The 21662-nt window shown below is 67.6% G+C and carries 18 protein-coding genes and 1 tRNA gene; 15 read left to right on the top strand and 4 right to left on the bottom strand.

Features of this window, described 5'->3' with window-relative positions:
* Positions 1 to 163 precede the first annotated feature (163 nt).
* Complete coding sequence (locus V6B97_RS09645) at positions 164 to 1276, top strand: phosphotransferase family protein (RefSeq protein WP_333506296.1); 1113 nt, start codon at positions 164 to 166, stop codon at positions 1274 to 1276.
* A gap of 201 nt (positions 1277 to 1477) precedes the next feature.
* Positions 1478 to 2203: a peptide-methionine (S)-S-oxide reductase MsrA gene (msrA, locus tag V6B97_RS09640; RefSeq protein ID WP_333506295.1), complete on the top strand. Its 726-nt coding sequence runs from the start codon at positions 1478 to 1480 to the stop codon at positions 2201 to 2203.
* Positions 2204 to 2615: 412 nt separating this feature from the next.
* On the opposite strand, the gene V6B97_RS09635 is transcribed toward msrA, so the two are convergent.
* The 3 genes from V6B97_RS09635 to V6B97_RS09625 all read right to left on the bottom strand — a co-directional run bounded on the left by V6B97_RS09635 (position 2616) and on the right by V6B97_RS09625 (position 8618).
* The gene (locus V6B97_RS09635) at positions 2616 to 3872 is read right to left on the bottom strand and encodes an NYN domain-containing protein (protein WP_333506294.1); all 1257 of its coding nucleotides are present in this window, start codon (positions 3870 to 3872) and stop codon (positions 2616 to 2618) included.
* Between the two features lie 432 nt (positions 3873 to 4304).
* Complete coding sequence (uvrA, locus tag V6B97_RS09630; RefSeq protein ID WP_333506293.1) at positions 4305 to 7646, bottom strand: excinuclease ABC subunit UvrA; 3342 nt, start codon at positions 7644 to 7646, stop codon at positions 4305 to 4307.
* A 285-nt stretch (positions 7647 to 7931) separates the two neighbouring features.
* On the bottom strand, positions 7932 to 8618 hold the full coding sequence (locus V6B97_RS09625) for a DUF554 domain-containing protein (protein ID WP_333506292.1): 687 nt from the start codon (positions 8616 to 8618) through the stop codon (positions 7932 to 7934).
* A 303-nt stretch (positions 8619 to 8921) separates the two neighbouring features.
* Between V6B97_RS09625 and V6B97_RS09620 the strand changes: the two genes are divergently transcribed.
* The 8 genes from V6B97_RS09620 (at position 8922) to V6B97_RS09585 (ending at position 16825) form a co-directional block, all read left to right on the top strand.
* Positions 8922 to 9554 carry a hypothetical protein gene (locus V6B97_RS09620; protein WP_333506291.1) on the top strand — a complete coding sequence of 211 codons (633 nt, stop codon included), beginning with the start codon at positions 8922 to 8924 and terminating at the stop codon, positions 9552 to 9554.
* Between the two features lie 182 nt (positions 9555 to 9736).
* Positions 9737 to 9823, top strand: a tRNA-Leu gene (locus tag V6B97_RS09615).
* Between the two features lie 141 nt (positions 9824 to 9964).
* The gene (locus V6B97_RS09610) at positions 9965 to 12244 is read left to right on the top strand and encodes a DNA primase family protein (protein ID WP_333506290.1); all 2280 of its coding nucleotides are present in this window, start codon (positions 9965 to 9967) and stop codon (positions 12242 to 12244) included.
* Between the two features lie 8 nt (positions 12245 to 12252).
* Positions 12253 to 13734, top strand: a complete 1482-nt coding sequence (locus V6B97_RS09605; RefSeq protein WP_333506289.1) for a hypothetical protein — start codon at positions 12253 to 12255, stop codon at positions 13732 to 13734.
* The gene (locus tag V6B97_RS09600) at positions 13731 to 14021 is read left to right on the top strand and encodes a hypothetical protein (protein ID WP_333506288.1); all 291 of its coding nucleotides are present in this window, start codon (positions 13731 to 13733) and stop codon (positions 14019 to 14021) included. The genes V6B97_RS09605 and V6B97_RS09600 overlap by 4 nt, the downstream gene beginning before the upstream one ends.
* The gene (locus tag V6B97_RS09595; protein WP_333506287.1) at positions 14018 to 14713 is read left to right on the top strand and encodes a hypothetical protein; all 696 of its coding nucleotides are present in this window, start codon (positions 14018 to 14020) and stop codon (positions 14711 to 14713) included. Before V6B97_RS09600 ends, V6B97_RS09595 begins: the two co-directional genes overlap by 4 nt.
* Positions 14714 to 14720: 7 nt before the next feature.
* Positions 14721 to 16595 carry a terminase gpA endonuclease subunit gene (locus V6B97_RS09590; RefSeq protein ID WP_333506286.1) on the top strand — a complete coding sequence of 625 codons (1875 nt, stop codon included), beginning with the start codon at positions 14721 to 14723 and terminating at the stop codon, positions 16593 to 16595.
* Between the two features lie 2 nt (positions 16596 to 16597).
* A complete protein-coding gene (locus tag V6B97_RS09585; RefSeq protein WP_333506285.1) occupies positions 16598 to 16825 on the top strand; it encodes a transcriptional regulator in 228 nt (75 codons plus the stop codon).
* Here V6B97_RS09585 and V6B97_RS09580 read toward each other — a convergent pair whose 3' ends face one another.
* Positions 16826 to 17470 (bottom strand): hypothetical protein, encoded by a 645-nt coding sequence (locus tag V6B97_RS09580; RefSeq protein ID WP_333506284.1) that lies wholly within the window; start codon positions 17468 to 17470, stop codon positions 16826 to 16828.
* Between the two features lie 166 nt (positions 17471 to 17636).
* Between V6B97_RS09580 and V6B97_RS09575 the strand changes: the two genes are divergently transcribed.
* The 5 genes from V6B97_RS09575 to V6B97_RS09555 all read left to right on the top strand — a co-directional run bounded on the left by V6B97_RS09575 (position 17637) and on the right by V6B97_RS09555 (position 21658).
* Positions 17637 to 18089, top strand: coding sequence for a hypothetical protein (locus V6B97_RS09575; RefSeq protein WP_333506283.1), 453 nt, complete (start codon positions 17637 to 17639; stop codon positions 18087 to 18089).
* 278 nt (positions 18090 to 18367) lie between these two features.
* On the top strand, positions 18368 to 18703 hold the full coding sequence (locus V6B97_RS09570) for a hypothetical protein (protein ID WP_333506282.1): 336 nt from the start codon (positions 18368 to 18370) through the stop codon (positions 18701 to 18703).
* A gap of 9 nt (positions 18704 to 18712) precedes the next feature.
* Positions 18713 to 19522 (top strand): BRO-N domain-containing protein, encoded by an 810-nt coding sequence (locus V6B97_RS09565; RefSeq protein ID WP_333506281.1) that lies wholly within the window; start codon positions 18713 to 18715, stop codon positions 19520 to 19522.
* A gap of 325 nt (positions 19523 to 19847) precedes the next feature.
* Positions 19848 to 20060 (top strand): hypothetical protein, encoded by a 213-nt coding sequence (locus V6B97_RS09560; protein WP_333506280.1) that lies wholly within the window; start codon positions 19848 to 19850, stop codon positions 20058 to 20060.
* The gene (locus V6B97_RS09555; protein WP_333506279.1) at positions 20060 to 21658 is read left to right on the top strand and encodes a phage portal protein; all 1599 of its coding nucleotides are present in this window, start codon (positions 20060 to 20062) and stop codon (positions 21656 to 21658) included. Before V6B97_RS09560 ends, V6B97_RS09555 begins: the two co-directional genes overlap by 1 nt.
* Positions 21659 to 21662 lie beyond the last annotated feature (4 nt).

Here is a 21662-nt window from a genome sequence, read left to right as displayed (position 1 = left end):
CGGCCGCTGGGCTGTCGGGCAACCGGTCCGGTGGCGCGGGTCCGCTGGCGCGGGTCCGGTGACGCTGGTCCGGTGATACTGGACAGGGGCCTCCCGGCATGGAACATTGCTTCCTTCCGTTTTCCGGCCGCCGCGCCGTCACCGCAACCGCCACGGAGACCCCATGCTCGACCTGCCGTACCGCTTCGGCATCACCCCGCGCCGCCTTGCCACGGAATTTCCCCTGCCCGGCAGCCCGGAACGCTGCCTGACCCGCACGGCGGTGCAGGGCGACGACGGACGGCTGTGGATGCTGGAACGGCTGGCCCCGGCGCAGGTGGCCCGGCGCGAGGCCATGGGCGATCTGCTGGCGCAACTGGCGGACCCGGCCGTGTCCGGCCCGGACCTGGCCCGGCTGGTGCCCGCCTACCTGCCGGTGGACGATGCGTCGCCGCGCAACGCCCCGCCGGACGCAACTCCAGCGGACGCGGCCCCGAAAGGCTCCGCCCTGCGCCACGTGCTGGCGGCGGATACCCCGCCCCACGCCGGATACTGGCAGCTTTCGCCCTTCGTCCCCGGCGCGGAACCGCCCCGCCCGGACTATCTGGACCATGCCTGGCGGGGCCGGGCCGTGGCCGCCCTGCTGCTGGCCCTGCACCGGGCCGGGGACAACCTGCCCGCCGGGCTGCCCCCCGCGCCGGTGCCGCCGCTGCCCGCGTTCATCGCCGGGCTGCACGAGGCCGTGGCCCGGCGCATGCCCGAGGCCGCCCGCCGCCTGCACCCGGTGCGCGACGCGCTGGAAGCCCTGCCCGACGTGCTGGCCGCCCAGCCGGTGGTGCTGGCCCACGGCGACGCCCACCCCCTGAACCTGATCTGGACGCCCCGCGAGGATGGCGACGACACACCCCCGCCGCCCGCCACCGGACCGCTGCCCGCCGGGCCGCTGGCCGCGCTGCGCGGGGTCATCGACTGGGAATTCGCCGGGGCGCAGCCTGTGCTGTACGATGCCGCCAACTGCATCGGCTGCGTGGGCTTCGAGCATCCCTCGGGCCTCGGGCGCGCCTTTGCCGCCGGGTTCACCGCCACGCTGCGCGAGGGAGCAGAGCAGTATGACCTTGCCGGGATACCTGCCGACACCCTGCGCCACCTGCCGCTGATGGTGCTGGCCTCGCGCTTCGGGTGGCTGTCGGAATGGCTCCGCCGCAGCGACCGGGACATGCTGGACATGGAACTGGACTATTGCGACATCCTGCTGCACCACCGCCACCAGCTGATGGAAATGTGGGCCGGGGGGTAGACTCCCGCCGCTTCCGCCGCAGGCAATCCGCAGCGTCACAGCCACCGGGCCGCCCCGCCTTCAGGTCCGTCGGCCCGGCCACGCCCCGCGTATCCGCCGTGCGCCCCCCTGTACTCCCGGCGCAGGCGTGCTATATCTGACCTGATGCCCGGAGGGGCGCGCCACTTCCGGCGCGCCGCGTCCGGCACGGGAGTACGCATCATGGCCACCCTGCTTCAACCCGCCCTCATCGAAATCACGACGCCCGCCCTGGCCGCATTGACCGCGCTGGCGCATCTTCTGTCCCTCTCCGTCCTGCTGCTGGCGGCCGCCCTGCTGCTGCCCGCCACGGCCCGCGCCGCGCAGGCGGACGCCGCATCGCCCCCGGCTGCGGCAACCGATGGCGCGACCGCCGCCACTGCGGCCTCCACGGCAACCGCCGTCTTCGCCGGGGGCTGCTTCTGGTGCATGGAAAAACCCTTCGACCAGTTGGACGGCGTGCTGGACACCACCTCCGGCTATACCGGCGGCAGCGTGGATTCGCCCACCTACAAGCAGGTGTCCTCCGGCCTCACCGGGCACGCCGAAGCCCTGCGGGTAACCTACGACCCGGCCAGGGTCGCCTACGAAACCCTGCTGGAGGTCTTCTGGCGCAACGTGGACCCGCTGGACGCGGGCGGCCAGTTCTGCGACCGGGGCAGCCAGTACCGCTCGGCCATCTTCGTGGCCGACGCGGAGCAGCGCCGCGCCGCCGAGGCCAGCAAGAAGGCGGTGGAGGAACGTCTGGGCCGGCCGGTGGCCACCGGCATCGAGGACGCCGCCACCTTCTGGCCCGCCGAGGAATACCATCAGGACTACTACCGCAAGAATCCCATCCGCTATGCCTACTACCGGACCGGCTGCGGCCGCGACCGGCGGCTGGAACAGGTCTGGGGCGATGACAAGTGATCCGGCGCGCGGGGTATCACGCACCCGCCCGCCGAAGCCGCGCCGGCGCTTCCGGGCAGGCCGCCCGGCCGCCCGCGTCACGGCCCCGCCGCGTTCCGAAAGCCGCCCGGCCTGAAAACGCATGACCGGCTCCCCTCGCGGGGAGCCGGTTCGTTGTTGGCATTTCATTGCAACGCGCACTCAGGCGGGCACGACACCCGCCTTTTGGGTGCCGTTGCCACTGCGAAAATTTTTGTTCTCTGCCGAGGAAGAACGATTTTTTATGAAAGGAATGCGGCAGCCGTTAGGTGAGCGCGAAGCGCGAACCTTACGGATGGCGACCGCAGCGCGTACTCTTCTCGTACTTGACTGGAATAAAAAACTCTTCTGACGCAGGCAGGGGATAAAAGGACCGCAGTGGCAACGGCAGCCCCTAATCGCCCATGGATTCCTTCGGGAGTATCCACACCATCAGCATCTGCTGCTCCGGCTTGGTCAGGTCCATCTGGGACATGCGGCACAGGTCGTAGGCGTTGCGCAGAAAGGCCTTGCCCACATCGCGCAGGTTCACGCCGTCCTGTTCGTTGAGGGGGTAGCCCCCGCGCGCGATGCCCACCAGCACGAAGTTCACGTGGCCCCGCGCGATGGGCAGGCCCGCCTCCACGCACCGGTCGCGCACGTTGCGCGAGGTGGTGGTCATGAAGAACCCGTTGGCGTTGACCTCTTCCACGATGTAGCCCAGCAGCTGCCGGAAATGGTCGGGCCGCAGCAGGGGCATGTCGGTCAGGCGGTGCACCTTCAGGGCGAAGTCGTACAGGTCGGGGTAGCGCGAGCGGAAGTCGTCGTGGGCGTCGCGTTCCTCGGGCTGTTCGTGGCGTTCCGGGTCGTACAGGTAGCCGGGCGGCACGGGCGAGAATTCCAGCCCCTTCAGGTCCAGCACGTCCAGCAGGTCGCGCAGGCGGCCGTAGCCGAACCAGTCCGCGCCGGGGTCCACCTCGCGCTGAAGGATCTGGGCCAGCGAGGCGATGCCCAGCGGGGCCGGGGCGTCGGCCACGGCGCGGCGCACCACCTCGGCCACGCGGGCCAGCCGTTCGCCGTTGCCGCGCGGAGGATACGGGGCGGGCGCGGGCGCGGGCTCGGCCGGGCGTTCCTCTTCCAGGGCCTGCTGCACGAACCAGTCCTCGCGGATGCGCCACGAGGCGGCGGCGGTGTACGCGGGCGAGGTGTAGCCCACGGAAAGCACCAGCGGGCGGCGGGCATGTTCCTGCAACCGGATGAGCAGCGGGGTGAAGTCCGCGTCGCCGGAGAGGATGATGAATTCGTCGAACCGGGTGGAGTGGTTCAGCGCGTCCATGCAGTCCATGACCAGATGGATGTCGGCGCTGGTCTTGCCCTGGTTGGTCAGCGGCGGACAGTCCACCACCTGGAATGCGGCGCGGATGAAGAACGGCCGGAATTCGTGGAAGCACTGCGGGTTCATGTAGCAGATGCGCTTCAGGATGCGGCGGCGCACGCCGTCGCCGTAGAGCATGCGCAGGGCGTGCCCCTCTATCCACTTCACCCAGCGCTGGGGGTTGGTGGCGAAGGCGCGGGCAATGTCTTCGTCCTGTTCGCGCAGGCGGGAGTAGATGTTGTCGAAATCCACGTACAGCGCGGCATATACTTCATCGAAGCCGGAAAATCGGCCCATGTGCATCTCCTGTCAGGGAAAACGTGCAGTCAATCCGCTGGGGATACTACACCCATGCGACAAACGCGGCAACGGAAACCTCAATGTCGCTGAGCGCATACTTACCATGCCATGGACCGCGCAGGTGCGTGTCCTGACATTTCTTCACACCTGCCCGGCCCACACTGAAAGGATGGCCGGGAGGGAGCATCGGCAAGGGGAAATGGCGGGATCGGGCGCCCCCGTGCGCATGTGCACGGGGGCATCGGGACTGGCTGGAACAGCCGCCGGATGGTTGGCGGCCTGCTAGGGGCTGTTTCCAAATTGGGGTTTTCGTTCGTTGGCAAGGAAAGCAAGCCTGCCATGAGGGAGTATACTCTTCTCGTATTTGACCGAAATGGCAGGCAAAGCTTGACGAAGCCAACGGGCGAAAGGACTATTTAGAAACAGCCCCTAGGCCGGAGGATTCTTACGAGGCCTGCCGCGCTTGCGCGGGGCGTCCGTGGCAACGGGGGAGGCGGGGGCGGCGGGGGCCGCCGCCTTGGCCGGCTTCTCCGGCTTGCCGGTTGCGGCCGCCCTGGGCTTGCGGCCGGGCTTGGCGGATGCGGCCTTGGCGCCCGCGCCGGGCGCGTCGGCGTCCGCGTCACCCGCAACAACCACATCTTCCGCTTCCCTCATATCCCCCGCGTCTCCCATATCCACGCCGGGAATCTGGACGGGCGCGGGCGCGGCGGCCACGGGCACGCGCGGCATGGGCACGCCGGGGTGGCGGGTGGCGTGTTCCTGCACCAGGAAGGCGCCGGTCACCGAATGGGGGTCGTCCATGATCTCTTCCGGCGTGCCCGCCGAGACGATGCGCCCGCCGTTCTCGCCGCCGCCGGGGCCCAGGTCCACCACGTGGTCCGAGGCCAGGATGACGTCGGTGTTGTGCTCGATGACCGTCACCGTGGCCCCCCGGTCCACCAGCTGGTTCAGCACGGCGATCAGCTTGCCCACCTCGTGCATGTGCAGGCCGGTGGTGGGCTCGTCGAGGATGTACATGGTGCCGGGCAGGCTGCGCTTGCCCAGTTCGCGCGATATCTTGATGCGCTGGGCCTCGCCGCCGGACAGCGTGGTGGCGGGCTGGCCAAGGCGCAGGTATTCCAGCCCCACGTCCTCCAGCACGCCCAGGCGGCGTTCCAGCACCGGATAGTTCTCGAAGAACTGGCGCGCCTGGCGCACGGTGAGGTCCAGCACCTCGGCGATGTTCAGCCCCTTGTAGCGCACCTCCAGCGTTTCGTGGTTGTAGCGGCGGCCCTTGCACACGTCGCAGGTCACGTAGACGTCGGGCAGGAAGTGCATCTCCACGCGGATCTGCCCGTCGCCGCCGCAGGCCTCGCAACGGCCGCCGCGCACGTTGAAGCTGAACCGGCCCGGCTTGTAGCCGCGCTTGCGGGCGTCTGGCGTCATGGCGAAGATGCCGCGTATCTCGTCGAATACCTTGGTGTAGGTGGCCGGGTTGGAGCGCGGGGTGCGGCCGATGGGCGTCTGGTCGATGGACACGATGCGCTCGATGGTCTCCGCGCCCTCGATGCCCTCGATGCTGCCCGGCTGGTCCACGCGGATGCCCTGGGCCAGCGCCAGGTGCTTGTACAGGGTGTCCATGACCAGCGAACTCTTGCCCGAGCCGGAAACCCCGGTCACGCAGGACAGCACGCCCAGCGGCACCCGGCAGTCGATGCCTTGCAGGTTGTTGGTGGTCACCCCGTGCAGGGTCATCCACCCGCGCGGGGCGCGGCGCGCCCGGGGCCGGGCGATGGACATGTCGCCCCGCAGGTACTGCGCGGTAAGGCTTTGCGACGAGGACAGCAGCGTGTCCACCGGGCCGTTGAACACCACCTCGCCGCCCATGGCCCCGGAGCCGGGGCCAAGCTCGATGACCGTGTCCGCCTCGCGGATGGTGGCCTCGTCGTGCTCCACCACCAGCACGGTGTTGCCGCGCCGTTGCAGGCTGCGCAGGGTCTTGATGAGCCGCTCGTTGTCGCGCGGGTGCAGGCCGATGGAGGGCTCGTCCAGCACGTAGGTCACCCCCACCAGCCCCGACCCCAGTTGCGAGGCCAGGCGGATGCGCTGCGCCTCGCCGCCGGACAGGGTGGCCATGTTGCGGCCAAGGGCGATGTAGTCCAGCCCCACGTTGACCATGAATTCCAGGCGGTGGTGCAGTTCCTTCATCAGCGGTTCGGCCACCAGCGCGTGACGCCCCTCGAAGCGGCGTTCGCGCAGCCAGTCCAGCGCGCGGGACACGGACATGGAGCAGAATTCGTGGATGTTCAGGCTGTCCACCCGCACGGCCAGCGATTCCGGGCGCAGGCGCGCCCCGGAGCACACCGGGCAGGCCATGCTCTGGCGGTAGCGCGACAACAGTTCGCGCCAGGCGTCGCCGTACTGCATGCCCTGTTCGAGGATGGACACCACGCCGGGCCAGCGCTCCGCCGTGACGGCGCCGCTGCTCCCGGTCGCCACGATTCCGCCGGCCACGGGCAACGCCGGGCCGTGGTCGTGCCCGTTGCTCCCGTTCCCATTGCCGTTGCCCCCGTTGCCGTCGTACGCGGGCGCGTCCACCACCACGGACCCGCCCAGCCAGTTGCGGCGCAGGTTGCTGCCCGCACCGCGCCCCGCCGGGCGGCCGTCCTCGGTCTCGCCGTGGAACAGGGCGTCCAGGGCGTCTGCGGAATACGCGGCCAGCGGCGTGGACAGGGTGAAGCCCCAGCGCTTGCCAAGGGCGGTCAGGGCGTCCCGGTGGCGCTCGAACAGCTTGGTGTTCTTCCACGGCAGCAGCGCGCCGGTGTTCAGCGACAGGCCCCGGTTGGGGGCCACCAGCGCGGGCTCGAAATATTCCACGCTGCCAAGACCCAGACAGCGCGGGCAGGCCCCCTGCGGGCTGTTGAACGAGAACAGCTGCGGGCTGGGCGCGGGCAGGCTGATACGGCAGGCCGGGCACACCGACTCCGTGGAGTGCACGATGTCGCGCCCGGCATTGGCCGCGCCGCCCTTCCCTTCGCCTTCGACCTTCCCGTCCTTCCCGTCCTTCACATCGGGGGGCAGGTGCACCACCAGCCGTCCGTCGCCGTAGCGCAGGGCCAGTTCCACCGAATCGGCCAGCCGCCCCCGGATGCCGTCCTTGATCACCAGCCGGTCCACCACCAAATCGATGGTGTGCTTGCGGTTCTTGTCCAGCGCGGGCACCTCGTCGATGCCCATGATGGCCCCGTTCACCCGCACGCGCACGAAGCCCTCGGCCTTCAGCTTCTTGAACCGGTCGAGGTGGGTGCCCTTCTGGTGCTCCACCAGCGGGGCCAGCACGATGCACCGGACGCCTTCGCCCAGGGCCAGGATGTCGGCGATGATCTCGTCCGCCGCGCGCGCCTCGATGGGCAGGCCGCACTGCGGGCAGTACATGCGCCCCAGCCGCGCCCAGAACACGCGCAGGAAGTCGTACACCTCGGTCACGGTGCCCACGGTGGAGCGCGGGTTGCGCGTGGCCGTCTGCTGTTCCAGCGAGATGGCCGGGGAAAGCCCCTCGATCTTCTCCACCTCCGGCTTGTCCATCTGGGGCAGGAACTGGCGGGCGTAGGCCGACAGCGATTCCACGTAGCGGCGCTGGCCCTCGGCGTAGACGATGTCGAAGGCCAGGGTGGACTTGCCCGAGCCGGAGGGGCCGCAGACCACCACCAGTTCGTCGCGGGGGATGTCGAGGGTGACGTTCTTGAGGTTGTGCTGGCGCGCTCCCTCGATATGGATGCAGGGCTTGCTCATGCGGTGGGTCTCGTGTGGGGCGGGCGGCCGGGGCCGCCGGAGCGTCGTGCGGGGACGCGCGGGTTGGAGTGGTGTTGGCGTGGGCGCGGCGGAAAATGCGCAGGCAAAGAAGTGCACCGCACGCGGCGCGGGGCGAACGCGCCAACGAGCGCCGTCGGCATGCGCCGGGCGCGATGTCCCCGGGTTTATCGTCGCGATAGGGGGTAAGATACGACATCCGGCGCGCGGGGCAAGTACCCGGCGCAAGATGGTCCGGCTGCCGTGGCGTGACGGGGGGCCGCCGGACTACATGAAAATGGACGCCAGCAACACCGCCGTAAGCAGCGCGGGCAGCATGTTGGCCAGCGGGATGCGCTTCAGTTCCAGCAGGTTGATGCCGATGCCGATGACCATCAGCCCGCCGGTGGCGGTCAGTTCGTTCATCACCGCCGGGCCCAGCAACGGCTGGAGCACCCCGGCGAACATCGTCAACGAGCCCTGGTAGATGAACAGCGGCAGCGCGGAGAACAGCACCCCCACCCCGTAGGCCGAGGCCAGGGCGATGGCCGCGAAGCAGTCGAGGATGGACTTGGTGAGCACGATGGTGCGGTCGCCGCGCAGGCCCTCGTCGAACGGGCCAAGAATGGCCATGGAGCCGATGCAGAACAGCAGCGTGGCGGTGACGAACCCGTCGGTGAAGCGCGGGTTGCCGGAGCGCAGCTTGGACTTCAGGGCCTCGCCCGCGCGGGCGAAGGCGTCTTCAAGCCGCAGCAGTTCGCCGATGATGGCCCCACTGAGAATGCTGAAGATCATCACCAGCGGGTTGGCGGTCTTGAAGGCCATCTGCATGCCGATGACCATGGTGCACAGCCCCAGCCCCTGAAACACGATGGCCCGCACGCGGTCGGGCAGGCGCGCGCCCAGCAGCATGCCCAGCGCGCCGCCGCCCACGACGGCGGCCATGTTGATGAGTGAACCGACGGGAAGAGTCACGATATGCTCCGTTTGTTGGAGCCCCGTGATACCCGAAACGAAAGGGACTTGGAAGCGGCTTTGCCTGCCATTTCGCGGCAGACGCTTCACCCCGCGCGGGCGCGCGCCGCAGTGGCGGCTGGATGGTGTTGCGCCTTCTCCCGCCCTGTCGCAACGGCGCTGCGCCGTCGGAACGCGTGATCCGGCTCACGGAAATTTCCCACGGTTCTGGCACGCTGCAAATGGACACGGCCCCGTGGCCCGCGTATCATGGTCACGCCGTCGCGGGCTGGCGACGGCGGCGAAAGAAGGAAGGAGTTCACCATGCATCGCATTCTGCGCGTTGCCGTACTGCTGGCGGCGCTGGCGGTGGCGGCCACGGGCGCGACAATGGGCGCGGCGACAGCCCGCGCGGCCGGGGGGCAGGTCACCGCGCTGGACATGTTCCGGATGCTGCCCGCCACCATCTTCGAGAACACGGCCGAAGGGCTGAGCGAAGAGGAAAAGCAGCAACTGGCCGACGAGGGCGAAACCGGTTTCTGGGCGGTCATCGAAAGCACCCCGGAACATTTCGAGGTGGGCGCGCTGCCCATGCTGGACACGCGGGTTTCGGTGCGGGTCTTCCGCGCCGACAACGGGGACACGCTGGCCGCCATGGGCGTGAAGAACGGTGAGGCCTGCGCGCTGGAACTGTGGCGCCGCAAGCCCGACGGCAGGCTGGCCCCCGCCGCCACGCCGGAGGAGCCGGACATCGCCGAATTCTTCGCGCCCGGCTACAAGCTGCCTCCGGGCACGAGCCCGTCCGTCATGCTCTGCCTTGGCGAAAATGATCTGGAAGCTCGCGCCCTGCTGTGGACCTCCACCGGCCTTGCGCAGGTGAAGTTCGACCACAGGGTGCTGTACCGCTGGAACGGCAGCGCCTTTTCCAAGGTGGTGCTGCCCGTCAGCGAACAGTAAGGGGACAGTAGGCGGACAGCAGGGCAGCAGCGCGGGGAAATTTTCCGGTCCTGCCCCGCGCCCTGCGCGGACGCGGCCCGGACACGTTCCAGCAGCCGTCGGCAGGCGCCTTTCCAAGCCACGGCGCAACCCGGCCCTTGACCGGACCATGCCCGCTGTGCCATAGCCCTTTCCCTACACCTGCCGGGATGGTGGAATTGGTAGACGCAGCGGACTCAAAATCCGCCGGTGGCGACACCTTGCGAGTTCGAGTCTCGCTCCCGGTACCAGAATGAAAACAGCGGCTTGCGCGCGCAGATGGAATGCGCGCGCAAGCCGCTGTGGCTTTTCTCGGACACTCCTGCCCCACCCCTGCCCCACCAGTTGGGTAAAACGGGTTTTTGCCGGTCCTCGTCCTGCGGGGTGGCGGCATGACCAAGCCCACGCCCAAAAAGGCGCAGGCGGCCAAGCCGACCAGCAAGCGCGCCACCCGGCCCGCCGCGCGCGGGCGCAAGGGCGACGTTGTTGTGGTGGAGCGGCAGTTGCCGGAGGTGCGCGCCGCGCTGCTGGACAGCCTGCGCTGCCGGGCGGCGTCCGGCCTGTGCCCCGGCGCGCCGTTCGACGCGCTGGTGTGGGAGGGCTGGTCATGGGTGCGTCCGCTGCCTGCCGATGCGGCATCGTTGGTCTTTGTCGATGACGACATGCCGCCCATGGACACCCCCCCGGTGGACGCCTACGCCGACGACCTTGCCATGCCGGATCAGGCCGACGAGGCCGCCGGTCTCCCGCCCGATTCCGCCGACGCGTCCGCGACCGGAGCATCCGGCTCCCCCCCCGCCAAAGCCCCGCGCCCCCGGTTCGAGCCGCCCCCGTTCCCCCCGCGCCACAAGGGCGTCATCCCCCGCACCGACGACGGCGCGCCGGACTACGACGCCCTGGCCGACATGGCCCGCGACGACATCGCCACCGAGCGCCAGTGGGCGTGGGAGTGCGTGCGCGGCAAGGACGCCCACGACGGCAGCAAGGTCTACGACCCCGGCCATACCGACGCCCCACCCCTGCTGGAGCCGTGGGCGGCCATGCATCCGGAGCGGTTGCCCGTCGAACGCCCCGACCTGTTCACCATGCACGAGAAGCGCAAACGCAACCAGTTGGGCGATGCGGAACTGTTCCGCCTGCGCGCGGAAGGCCTGTTCATGTACGACTGGTCGCGCGGCAAGGAAGGCAAGGGCGAATGGATGCAGTATGACGGCATCTGCTGGAAGCCGGACGAGCAGCATGACGTGATGGGCGAAGACGTGGGCGTCATGGCTGTGGCGGACTGGTACGACAGCGCCGTTTCGGAGCAGATCGCGGAAGGACAGGATAAGATCATCAAGGCATGCGCGCGCGTGCTGGAAAAGATGCAGGCCGAAAACGCAGACGAAGAAGCAATCACACGGGCGCAGGAATCGGAAACCCGGCTGCTCCGCAAGTACAATTCCACCCTCGTGGACGCCCTGGAACGCCGCGCCTCCGGCATGCGCACCAGGTCGCGCGCGTCCGAGGTGCTGGCCGTGGCCGCCAACGGCTGCCGCGCACTCTCCACCACCGGCAAGGAATGGGATGTGAACCCCATGGTGCTGGCCTGCCCCAACGGCATCGTGGACCTGGAAACGGGCCGCCTGATGCGCGCCCGTCCGTCCCAGATGATCACCCGGCGAGCAGCATTCGAGTACCGGGGCCTGTCCACCTGCACCGCCCGGTGGGAAGCGCACCTGCACAAGGTGCTCTGCGGCGACCTGGCGCTCATCGACTACTTCGGCCGCGTCATGGGCTACAGCGCCACCGGCCTGATGGACAAGAAGGAAATGTACTGCCTCTGGGGGCCAACGGCGGACAACGCCAAGTCGGCCACCATGGCGGCCATTACGGCCACCCTCGGCGAGTACGCCCGGTCGGTGAAGGTCAACGTGCTGCTGGAGGACGGGCAGAAGGGCAGCGGCCCCAACCCGGAACTGCTGGCCCTGAACGGCCCCCGGCTGGCCGTGGCCAGCGAACCGAAGCGCAGCGCATCCTTTGCGCTGGAGATGATCAAGGCCATCACCGGCGGCGACGAAATCAACGAACGCGGCCTGTACGCGGACGCGCTGCCCTTCAAGCCCAGGTGCAAGCTGTGCATGCACACGAACTTCATCCCCAACATCAAGGACGCCGACCGGGCCTTCCAGAAGCGGCTGCGCGTGCTGCCGTTCAAGGCGCAGTTCGTGACGGACGGCGCCCTGGTCGATGAATCCCGCTACATCTACAAGGCCGTGCCCGGCCTGCTTGCCAAGTCCATGGACCAGTACGGCCCGGAAATCCTTGCGTGGCTGGTGCGCCATGCCCGCCAGTACCTGCGCGACCAGGACCTGACCCCGCCCCGCGTGGTGGCGGAACTGACCAAGGACGTGATCGAGGATCAGGACCTGATAGGCGAGTTCGTCGGGTTCTGCTGCGAGGTGGGCGAAGACCGCAAGGAGCAGGCCAAGAACCTGCACAGGGCCTTCCGCAACTGGTGCATCAAGGAAAAGGACATGCAGGAAAAGCACGTGATGAACCACAAGGCGTTCGGGTCGCTGATGTTGCAGCGCCCCGAATTCGAGCGGCGCAAGACCAACGGCGTGTACTGGTACCACGGCCTGTGCCCGCGCGACCAGTGGTTGAAACTGGATGAAGGCAATACGGAGTAGGAGGGCGCATGGGATACGCAGGAAAACACCTTTCGCCGGGCCAGTGCGAATCCATCGCGCGCAGCCTGTTGACGGACATGGCCCCGCATCCGACCGGGAAAGTGGGCTACGGGGCGCGCTGCCCCATGCACACCGAAGGAACCACGTCCAACTACAGTTTCTTCTACAATCCGGAGGACGACTGCGGGCACTGCCACAGTTGCGGCAACCACATCGACCTGATCGGCATCTTCAACTTGGTCAACGGGCGTGACGAACAGGATCCCGACGGATTCAAGGAATTCTGCGAACGGTACGCGCCGGAAATCCTGGGCAAGGGCGGCGCGCCCCGCCAGCCCGCCGCGCCGCGCAAGCCCGTGGACTGGACGCCACGGCAGACCCCGCCCGCGCCGGAAACGTGGGTGCAGCGCGCCGAGCGCTTCGTGGCCAAGCGCGCCGCAACGCTGCTGGACACCCCCTACGCGCTGGAACAGCTGGCCCGCTGGGGCATCACGCCGGAAACGGCCAGGGCGTGCCGCATCGGCTGGGTGGAGGAGAAGCGCTTCTACCACTACCAGAACTGGGGCCTTGAGCCGGTGCTGAAGCCGGACGGCAGGCCCAGGAAAATCTACGCGCCCGTGGGGCTGGTGTTCCCCTGCTACTCCGGCGGCGTGCTGCGGCGCATCAAGATTCGCGCCGACAACCCCGGCGAGGGCGAACTGCGCTACCGGGCCATGGAGGGAGGCGACGCCAGCTACGGCATCTGGGGCCGGGCCGACAGCCCGTTCTGGATCGTGGTGGAGACGGAGCGCGACGCCATCCTGTGCTGGCAGGAACTGCGCCGGTACGGGTTCGGGGCCATGGCCACGGGCAACGCATCCCTCGCTCCCGATCCGCACGCCCACGCCATCCTTTCCCGCTGCGAGTGCGTGGTGAACGCGCTGGACAACGACCATGCCGGGGCGCGGGCGTCGTGGGGATTCGCCACCGAGATGGAGAAATTCCGCTGGTCCGTGGCCTACCCGCACTCCATCCGCTGGCTGGTGCCCGGCGTGGTGGGTAAGGACGTGGGCGACCTGCCCGGCGCGGGCATCGACGTGTGGGAATGGCTGCGGCGCGGCCTGCCCATGTGGATGGTGGCCGCCTGCCTGCGCCACGCGGAAAAGTGGGACCGCCGCACCGAGGAACAGCGCGGCGACGCCCCGCCGGAAACGACGGCCCCGCCGGAAGCCCCGGCCGCCGTGCTGCTGGAATGGCCGTCGCCGGACGTGCTGGCCGCCATCCCCGCTCCCGATGGCTGCGGCCCGTGGACCTACCAGCACATCCTGGCCTCGGCCGCCGAATTCGGCCTGCGGCCGGAGGTGCGGGGAACGGAAATCCGCCTGGCGTACCGCGAAGGGTACGCGCGCAAGAGCGACGAGGTGGAATTTCTGCTGGACCTGATGCAGGGCGACCCGCGCATCGCGGACATGCTGCGCGGCGCGGCGAGGGCGCAGGAGGTGCTGGCGTGATCACCGCGTCCGAATGCGAACTGTACGACGACCTCGTGGAGTGGATGGGGCCTGACCGCCAGCTGGCCCAGGCCGTGGAAGAGTTCTGCGAGGCCGCCGTGGCCATCCGCCATCTGCTGCGCAACCGGCCCCACGCCCTGCACGAGGTGCTCAAGGAACTGGCCCAGGCGGACATCATGACGCGGCAGGCCGTGCGCCTGCTGGGCGCGGAGGACCGCATGGCCGTGGTCCGCGCCGGAGAACTGGCCCGCCTGCGCGAACGTCTGGACAACGGAGAACTGGCGTGAGCGACGATGCCGACATCCTGCACTCCACCAACCAGGTGAAGGATTTCCTTGTGGCGCAAGGCTTCAGGGTTTCCTACGGCAAGGTGCGCGACGACATCGCCCGCGGCGCGCTCAAGCCGCGCCGGGGGGGCGGCTACACCCGCGCCGCCGCGCTGGCCTACGCCAAGGCCAACATCGCCCGGCGTACCGTGGACCCGGCCCCGGTGGCCGACGCCCCGCGCGGCGCGCCCGTGGAAGGCGGCGCGGCGGAACGCCGCACCAGCGCCGACGCGGAACTGAAAGAGATTGGCGCCATGCGCGCCCGCTTCAACTTCGCCCGCGAGATGGGCAGGTACACCGAAACCGTTACCGTGGAAGCGGAGCTGGCCGCCCGCGCCAGGGCGTTCCGCCTGGGTCTGGAAAAGTTCGGCAGCGATGCGGCAACCCAGACGGCGGCCATCTTCGGTGCAGACGGCAAGCATGCCGCAGAGCTGGCGCGCCGCCTTGGCCTGCCGGACGGCACGGACGGGGATGCCGTGCGCATCATCGTGGACTTTGCCCTGTCGCGGGCGCCGGCCTTTACCCGGCGTTGGCAGCGTCAGGTGGAAGGCTTTCTGGACGCCTACGCCACCGAGACATGGTGGACGGACGAAATGCGCGATGCGTGGGACAAGTACCAGCAGAACAAGGACATGGAGGTGCCCAGTGTCTGATGCCTTCATGCAGGAAGTAGCCCGCCGCGCCGTGTCCGGCCTGCCCCCGGTGCTCTTTACCCCGTCCGAGTGCGAGGTGTTCCGCGCGCCCCTGCGCATGTCGTCCTATGACTGGGCGTGCCGCAACATGCGCGTTGTGGCGGGCAAGTACAAGGGCCAACTGTGGTCGCCCCATGCATCGCCGCAGGCGCGCGGCATTCTGGACGTGCTGGACCGCCCCCACGTGCGCGAGGTTTTCTACATCGCCAGTTCGCAGGCCACCAAGACCACCACGGTCATGGCATGGATTTTCGCGGAGCTGGTGCGCCGGATGGATAACGTGGGCTTCGGCAGGCCGGACATGGATTCCGTGCGGCGTTTCTTCATCCAGTACGTCCACCCCTATTTTCGGGCCATTCCCGCGTTGCGCGCCATGCTGCTGCGCGGAGAGGACAGCCTGAACAACTTCGACGTGGCCCTGAAGGGTGACGCCAGCCTGCTCTCCATGTGGTCCGGGTCGGATTCCAGCATGCGGTCCATATCCATGCCCATCATCTACCTGGACGAAGAGGATGCCTTTGCCGACGACACGGCGGCCACCCGCATGATGGAGCGCGCCGACAGCTACCACATGTTCGAGCTGTCCAAGATCATCCACACCTGCCGTCCGGAAGGCAGCGAGGAAAAGTCGCGCATCTGGTCCGCCGCAAGACAGCGCGCCCAGGCGTGGATGCACTACGAGGCGCGCTGCCCCGTCTGCCACGAGTATCAGGTGATGGAGCACGCCAACATCGTGCCCGTGGACGGCAGCCACGATCCGGGGCGCATCCTGTCCGAAAAGCTGGCCCGCTACCAGTGCCAGCATTGCCGCGCCCTGTGGACGGACGCAGCCCGCGACATGGCCGTGGTCAACGGTCGTTGGACGGCCAAGTACGGCGACGTGGAAACGGCAACCGTGGTGGCCTTTCACTTTCGCGCGTGGGAATCCACCTTTGTGGAGCTTTCGCGCGTGCTGTCCAAGTGGTTTGCGGCTCAAGGCAGCCCCAAGGAAAAGCAGGCCTTCGACAACAACGAGTGCGCCAAGCCGTACACCTTCGTGGAAGTGGAAACCAGCGAGAAAAAGCTGGCGGAATGCATCACGCCCCATCTGCCGCAGGGCGTTGCGCCGGAGTGGGCGCTGGCCCTCACCCTGTCGGTGGACATGCAGAAGGACTACTTCCTGTGGTCCGTGGCCGCGCACGCCGTGGGGCCGGAGCGCATGCACATCCTGGACTACGGGCGCTGCCAGACCTGGGACGAGTTGCGGGCCACGGTCTTCGAATCCCGCTACCCGGTGGGCGACACCGGGCGCGACATGGGCATCTGGCGCGCCGCGCTGGACACCGGCGGCGGCAGGAACAAGGACGAGGACGTGACCCGGCCCATGCAGGCGTACAACTGGCTGCTGGCCCAGCGCACCGGGGTGATCTGCGGCACCAAGGGGCAAAGCCGCTACAGCCCCGGCGTGTTCGTGAAGGACGCGGTCATCGACACCCTGCCCAACGGCAGGAAGATGGACAGCCCCTACGTGCTGAAGATGCTGGACACCGACAGCTTCAAGCGGCTGATCTTCTGGCGGGTGGACGAAGGCCGGACGGAAGAGCCGCTGACCTTCCACGCCCGGACCGACAGCGACTACCTGAAGCAGGTGGCCAGCGAACGGCTGGAAAAGGTGCGCGGCGAGGAAAAGTGGGTGCGCCACCGGGCCAACCACTACCTGGACTGCCTGGTGGGGCACCACGCCATGGTCCACTGGCAGTGGAAGCCCAGCCTTGCCCAGCTTGCCCAGTCTGCCCGCGCGCGCGACGACGCGCCGCCCCCGCCCAAGCCGCAGGAAAACCCCTACACCGGGGAGGTGGAATAGCCATGGGAGTGCAGGAAGTGGTGACCGTGGCCATGGCCAGGGCGCAAGATGCCGTGGACTACATCCCCCGCACCGGCGCCACCTGCCCGGTGTGTGGCGCGCAGCGCTTGCGCGTGGTGTGCACCAAGCCGTGGATAGGCAACGTGCGGGTGCGCTTTCACCGCTGCACCAACCCGGCCTGCGTCATGGGCAAGTTGGGGTTGTCCATCAAAAGCGTGCAGGATGGGTAGTCAAGACCTGTCTGGTTTCAGGATATCCATGTTGTCCAGCAGGTCCTGCGCGAATTCCGGCTCGTTGCCGTAGGCCCAGCGGCGTTCCACGATGTTGTATCCGTAGTCGAGGCTGGATGTGTAGATGTTGACCCACTCGCTGTCCATGCTCTTGCGCACCGCAAGGTGCCCTACCGGTTCAAAGGCCCCGTCCGGATGTCCTATGACAAGGGCTTCCGTCTTCTCACCGATGGGTATTCCACTGTCATCAAATGCGAAATGGCATATCATGTCTTCAAAGGGCTTGAGCGCTGCGGGAAGCGCCACGCCTGTCTCCTCGAAGAACACGTTGAGGTGCTTGCAGAGGCGGCACGGATTGTTTTTCGGGTATGCGCTCCGGCGCTTGGACCAGTCCGGGCAGGTACAGGTCTGGTTGTTCACGTCCAGCGTGTACTGCACATCTGCATCTGTGCTGCTCTTGCAGGTGATGCGCATGCCCTCCAATTCCGGGTGCGGCGCTGGCCGGGCGGGCTGCCGGGTGTTCGGCCCAAGGTTTTGCTTACGCTGCGCGCCTCGTTTCTTGCCGGAAGAGGTCTTTTCGTGGACCACGAGTGCCAGAAGAATCAGGCCGAAAAAGATGGTCAGGACGACATTCGATATGGTCACGGTCTCCCTCCTGTTCCGGCTGGCCGTTACCAGAAAAACGCGGCCTGCGGCAACGGGTGATATTTCCTGCCCTTGGCGAGGGGTGCACGGTCTGGTAACGGGTTGTCGAAATCAGTTGCCCGCAGGCGTGCGGGTACATCGGCAACAATGTATCGGAGGTGGCGTCATGCGGAACATCGTCGTTTTGCTTTTTATGGTCATGCTTCTGGTGGGTTGTGTACAGCAGTCGGCATACTATCAGTCGTCCCCACGGTTCGTTGACAAACCCGCGCCTGCGCCCATCCCCACCGATCTCCCGCCGCTCTCCGAAAAGTGGCAGCAACAGGTGATGGACCAGAACAAGGACGGATTCAAAGATCCGGACTCCCTGAAATGGCGATTCATTGGCGAGCCGTTCCCCTGCTCGATGCGGATGTGGACATTTTACGATTACAATTACAGGCCACTTCAGAATGGTCACTGCGGGTATGTCGGCATCAACGGTAAGAATTCGTATGGCGGATATACGGGTGAACAGTTGTATTACTATCTGATCAATGGAGATTCCTACTCCACTGTTGTGCGCCATGATCCTCGCGGCGGGATATACTACGTCACCAATCCGCCCATGGACAAATAGGCCAGCATCGGCTGGCGTTGACAAGTTCTGTCCCGTAGGGCAATGCTGGCTATGCGTGTTCACTAGGGGTGCCCTCCGCCCCTAATCGGAGGGTTCGCCGTTTCTGGCGGCGAACATGACCATTCCTGCGAATTGACGCCCGTGGTGCACCCATCGGGCGGCAGTCCGGGCTCCAAGGTTCCCATCGTCGTGAGGCGTTGGGGTGCTCCCTAGTGGCACACGCAAACCTTGGAGCCCTTTTGCGTGTGGGCTCTAAAATGCGCAACACTAGGAGGCCCATGATGAACGGTGAAGGCGAACACGACCCCACGGTGACGGAAGTGCGCAACGATTTGCACACGGCCATGCACGATCTGCGCGTGCCCCTGGAAGCGCTGCTGGAAGTGCTGGACAAGGACCGCTACCTGAACCTGCGGCTGGTGCTGCACGCGCTGCTGCGCGACATGGAGGCCATGACCGAAGACCTTTCCGGCGCGCTGTGCGGGGCCGGGGTGGACGTGACCGTGGTGCAGAGTACCCGCGACGGCCGGGTGAGGCGCATAGAGGTGGCCGCGCATGGCGTGGCCGCAGCCTGCCGGGTGGCCCACGACGCCGCCCCGGCGGACATCCAGTAGAGGGTTGCCATGGAAGCGCAACTGATACCCTTTGCCTTTGACGACAACATGCTGCGTGGCTTTCTTGATGATGGCGGCAACCCGTGGTTTGTGGCCAAGGATGTGTGCAATGCCCTTGACCTGACGGACACGAACAAGGCGCTCCTCGGGCTTGATGCAGACGAGAAGCGCGAACACGAAGAGTATTCGGGTTCGGGTCGCAAGCCGCTCATCGTCTCCGAATCCGGCCTGTACTCCCTCGTCTTCCGCAGCCGCAAGCCAGAGGCCAGGCGGTTCCGCAAGTGGGTGACGGCGGAAGTGCTGCCCACCCTGCGGCGCACCGGGCGCTACGCCGTGCCGGGGGCGGACGCGTCCCGCGAATCCATACTCGGAGAAATGCCGGAAGAAGCCCGCCGCCTGCGGCCTTCGGTGCGGGCCAACGTGCTGAACTGCGCGGTGCGGGTGGCCAACATGTCCGGCGGCGCGGCAGAGGTGGACGCCCTGTTCCGCAAGTACTGCATCATGGTGGGCGGGGCCGTGTCCCTGGAAGCCCTGCCGGTGGCGCAGCGCCGGGACGCCCTTGCCGTGGAGCAGGAGGAGCACGCCTACCGGCTGGTGAGGGAATGGACGGAAGAACTGCGCATGCAGGCGGCGGAACCCTACAAGGGCCGCAAGATGCAGGCCGCCGTGCTGCACCGCGACTTCTGCGCCTGGTGCGACGCGCGCGGGGTAAAGCCCGTCAACCACCGGCGGTTCGGCCAGTCGTTGCAGCGCCTGTTCCGCAAGTCCCGCGTGTGCGGCACCGTGCACTACTGGCTGAACTACCCGGTCAGGAGATAGCCCGCGATCTCCGCGCGCATGCGGGCTACGATCACCAGGGGTATAGAAACTATCTACCCCCTGCTCCCCGCGATCTTCGCGCGCATGCAGACGGCGATGGGGGTCGGAATTGCCGACCCCATGGGAAGAGCACCCCCCGTTGCTCACACAGGGCGGCTCCGGAAACGGGGCCGCCTTTTACGCGCTGTTTCCGCAAATGTCAATGAAGTCGAGACTACCCGTAGTATTTGACTACCGGTAGTCTCTACCTCCTTCCCTTCGCATTTTTCCACGGTGTACTTCGCGGGAAAACGTACCCTGCAACCGCAACGCGCGGGGGTTTTCCGTGACAGTCGCACAGCTTCAGGCCCGTCTTGACCTGTACCTTGCCGCAGAGGCAGCCATCCTTACCGGCAGCCAGAGCTGGGAGGTGGACGGCGCGTCCTTCACCAAGGCCGATCTGTCCGCCATCCGCAAGGCCATTTCCGAACTGGAAGCCTCCATATCCGCCGCGCAGCGCGGGGGCGGGGGCTTTTCCGCCGTGCAGGTGGTGTTCTGATGCGCGCCGGGGAAGCGCTGCACAACGCCGTCACCGGCGTGGTGGGCGGGCTGCTGGGCGCGTTCTCGCCCGGCGCCGCCCTGCGGTACCGCCAGGGCCGCGCGGCCCTGCTCTCCTACGCGGCGGCCACCCGCAAGGGGCCCAACGCCCGCTGGAACCCCCGCGACATCCACCCCGACCTGATGAACGTGCGCGACCGCCGCCTTGTGCAGGCCCGCGCGCGCGACCTGGTGCGCAACAACCCCAACGTGGCCGGGGCCGTCGAAAAGATCAGCAACAACGTGGTGCACACCGGCATCGTGCCGCAGGCCCAGCTGCGCGACAACGCGGGCAGGCGGGACAAGGCGGCCAACCAGCGGGTGGAAGACGACTTCGCGCGCTGGGCCGACGCCGTGAACCTGTGGGAATTGCAGGAACTGCACTGCCGCCACATGTGGACCGACGGCGGCTACCTTGCCCACTTCCACCTTGACCGGGCGCTGCTGCGCCGGGGCCTTGTGCCGCTGGGCTTGGAACTGCTGGAGTACGACCAGCTGGACCGCAGGATGCACGGCCGCCTCGCCAACGGCAACGTGGCCCGCTGGGGCACGGAGTACGACGCCTCCGGCCACCCCGTGGCCCGACACGTGATCCCCTGCAACCCCGGCGACGACCTGCTGCCCGGCCTGGCCGAAAGTTTGCGCATTCCCGCCGCGTGGATTCCGCTGGTCATGCGGCGCACCCGCATCAACCAGACCGTGCCGGTCAGCTGGATGGCGGCGGCCATCATGACCATGCACAATTTTTCGGAATACCAGTCGTCGGAGCAGATCGCCGCGCGCCTGGCATCCGCATTCGGGGTGTTCGTCACCCTGCCGTCGGAAGGCGCGGGCAACGACCTGAACGGCAATCCCATCGGCAGCATCGGCGCCATCGCCGGGGGCAGGACCACCGACGGCAAGATCATCGGCCCGGAACGGTTCATCGGCGCCGGCAGAATCGACACCATGCCCGCCGGGGCAAAGATCGAAATCGCCCAGTACGACCGCCCCGGCACCACCTACGAACCGTACTCGCAGGTGACCCTGCGCAGCGGTTCCACCGTGTTCGGCATGTCCGCCGAAGCATTTTCCAACGACTATTCCGACGCCTCGTATTCCAGCGTGCGCCAGGCGGTGCTTGAAGAGCGCCGCAGCTACCGCGTGCAGCAGCAGTTTCTGGTGCGGCGGTTCATGGGCCCCGCGTGGGCCATGTGGTGCGACATGCGCAGCCTGTTCGGCCTGGGCGCGGAAGGCCCGGTCATTCCCGTGCGCTGGCAGACCCCCGGCTGGGAATGGGTGGACCCCACCAAGGACGCGCAGTCCGCCGAAAAGCGGCTGGCCCTTGGGCTGGACGACCGGCACAGCCTGTGCGCCGAACGCGGGCGCGACTTTGACGACGTGCTGGAAATGCAGGCCGAAGAGGCCGAAGCCATGCGCGCCAAGCGCCTGAACCCGGAACCGTGGAACAAGGCGGGCGGCAACGGCAGCGACCCTGGCGCGCTGCCGCCCGGCGATGATGGCGGCGACCCCGAAGACGACCTTGATGATGACGACGCGGCGCGGCCCGCCCGCCAGTAGGAGC

It is taken from the genome of Nitratidesulfovibrio sp. 1201_IL3209 (assembly GCF_036763125.1).
In the GTDB taxonomy this organism is placed as follows: domain Bacteria; phylum Desulfobacterota; class Desulfovibrionia; order Desulfovibrionales; family Desulfovibrionaceae; genus Cupidesulfovibrio.
Note: the sequence above shows the minus strand (reverse complement) of the source record. Positions and strands in the feature narration are given on the sequence as shown.

What these genes read in the sequence shown, in the direction of transcription:
- V6B97_RS09565 (WP_333506281.1), top strand. Translation starts at nt 18,713, where the DNA reads ATGGAAGCGCAACTGATACCCTTTGCCTTTGACGACAACATGCTGCGT.
- uvrA (WP_333506293.1), bottom strand. Translation starts at nt 7,646, where the DNA reads ATGAGCAAGCCCTGCATCCATATCGAGGGAGCGCGCCAGCACAACCTC.
- V6B97_RS09555 (WP_333506279.1), top strand. Translation starts at nt 20,060, where the DNA reads ATGCGCGCCGGGGAAGCGCTGCACAACGCCGTCACCGGCGTGGTGGGC.
- V6B97_RS09605 (WP_333506289.1), top strand. Translation starts at nt 12,253, where the DNA reads ATGGGATACGCAGGAAAACACCTTTCGCCGGGCCAGTGCGAATCCATC.
- msrA (WP_333506295.1), top strand. Translation starts at nt 1,478, where the DNA reads ATGGCCACCCTGCTTCAACCCGCCCTCATCGAAATCACGACGCCCGCC.
- V6B97_RS09645 (WP_333506296.1), top strand. Translation starts at nt 164, where the DNA reads ATGCTCGACCTGCCGTACCGCTTCGGCATCACCCCGCGCCGCCTTGCC.
- V6B97_RS09570 (WP_333506282.1), top strand. Translation starts at nt 18,368, where the DNA reads ATGATGAACGGTGAAGGCGAACACGACCCCACGGTGACGGAAGTGCGC.
- V6B97_RS09635 (WP_333506294.1), bottom strand. Translation starts at nt 3,872, where the DNA reads ATGGGCCGATTTTCCGGCTTCGATGAAGTATATGCCGCGCTGTACGTG.
- V6B97_RS09585 (WP_333506285.1), top strand. Translation starts at nt 16,598, where the DNA reads ATGGGAGTGCAGGAAGTGGTGACCGTGGCCATGGCCAGGGCGCAAGAT.
- V6B97_RS09590 (WP_333506286.1), top strand. Translation starts at nt 14,721, where the DNA reads ATGCAGGAAGTAGCCCGCCGCGCCGTGTCCGGCCTGCCCCCGGTGCTC.
- V6B97_RS09575 (WP_333506283.1), top strand. Translation starts at nt 17,637, where the DNA reads ATGCGGAACATCGTCGTTTTGCTTTTTATGGTCATGCTTCTGGTGGGT.
- V6B97_RS09610 (WP_333506290.1), top strand. Translation starts at nt 9,965, where the DNA reads ATGACCAAGCCCACGCCCAAAAAGGCGCAGGCGGCCAAGCCGACCAGC.
- V6B97_RS09620 (WP_333506291.1), top strand. Translation starts at nt 8,922, where the DNA reads ATGCATCGCATTCTGCGCGTTGCCGTACTGCTGGCGGCGCTGGCGGTG.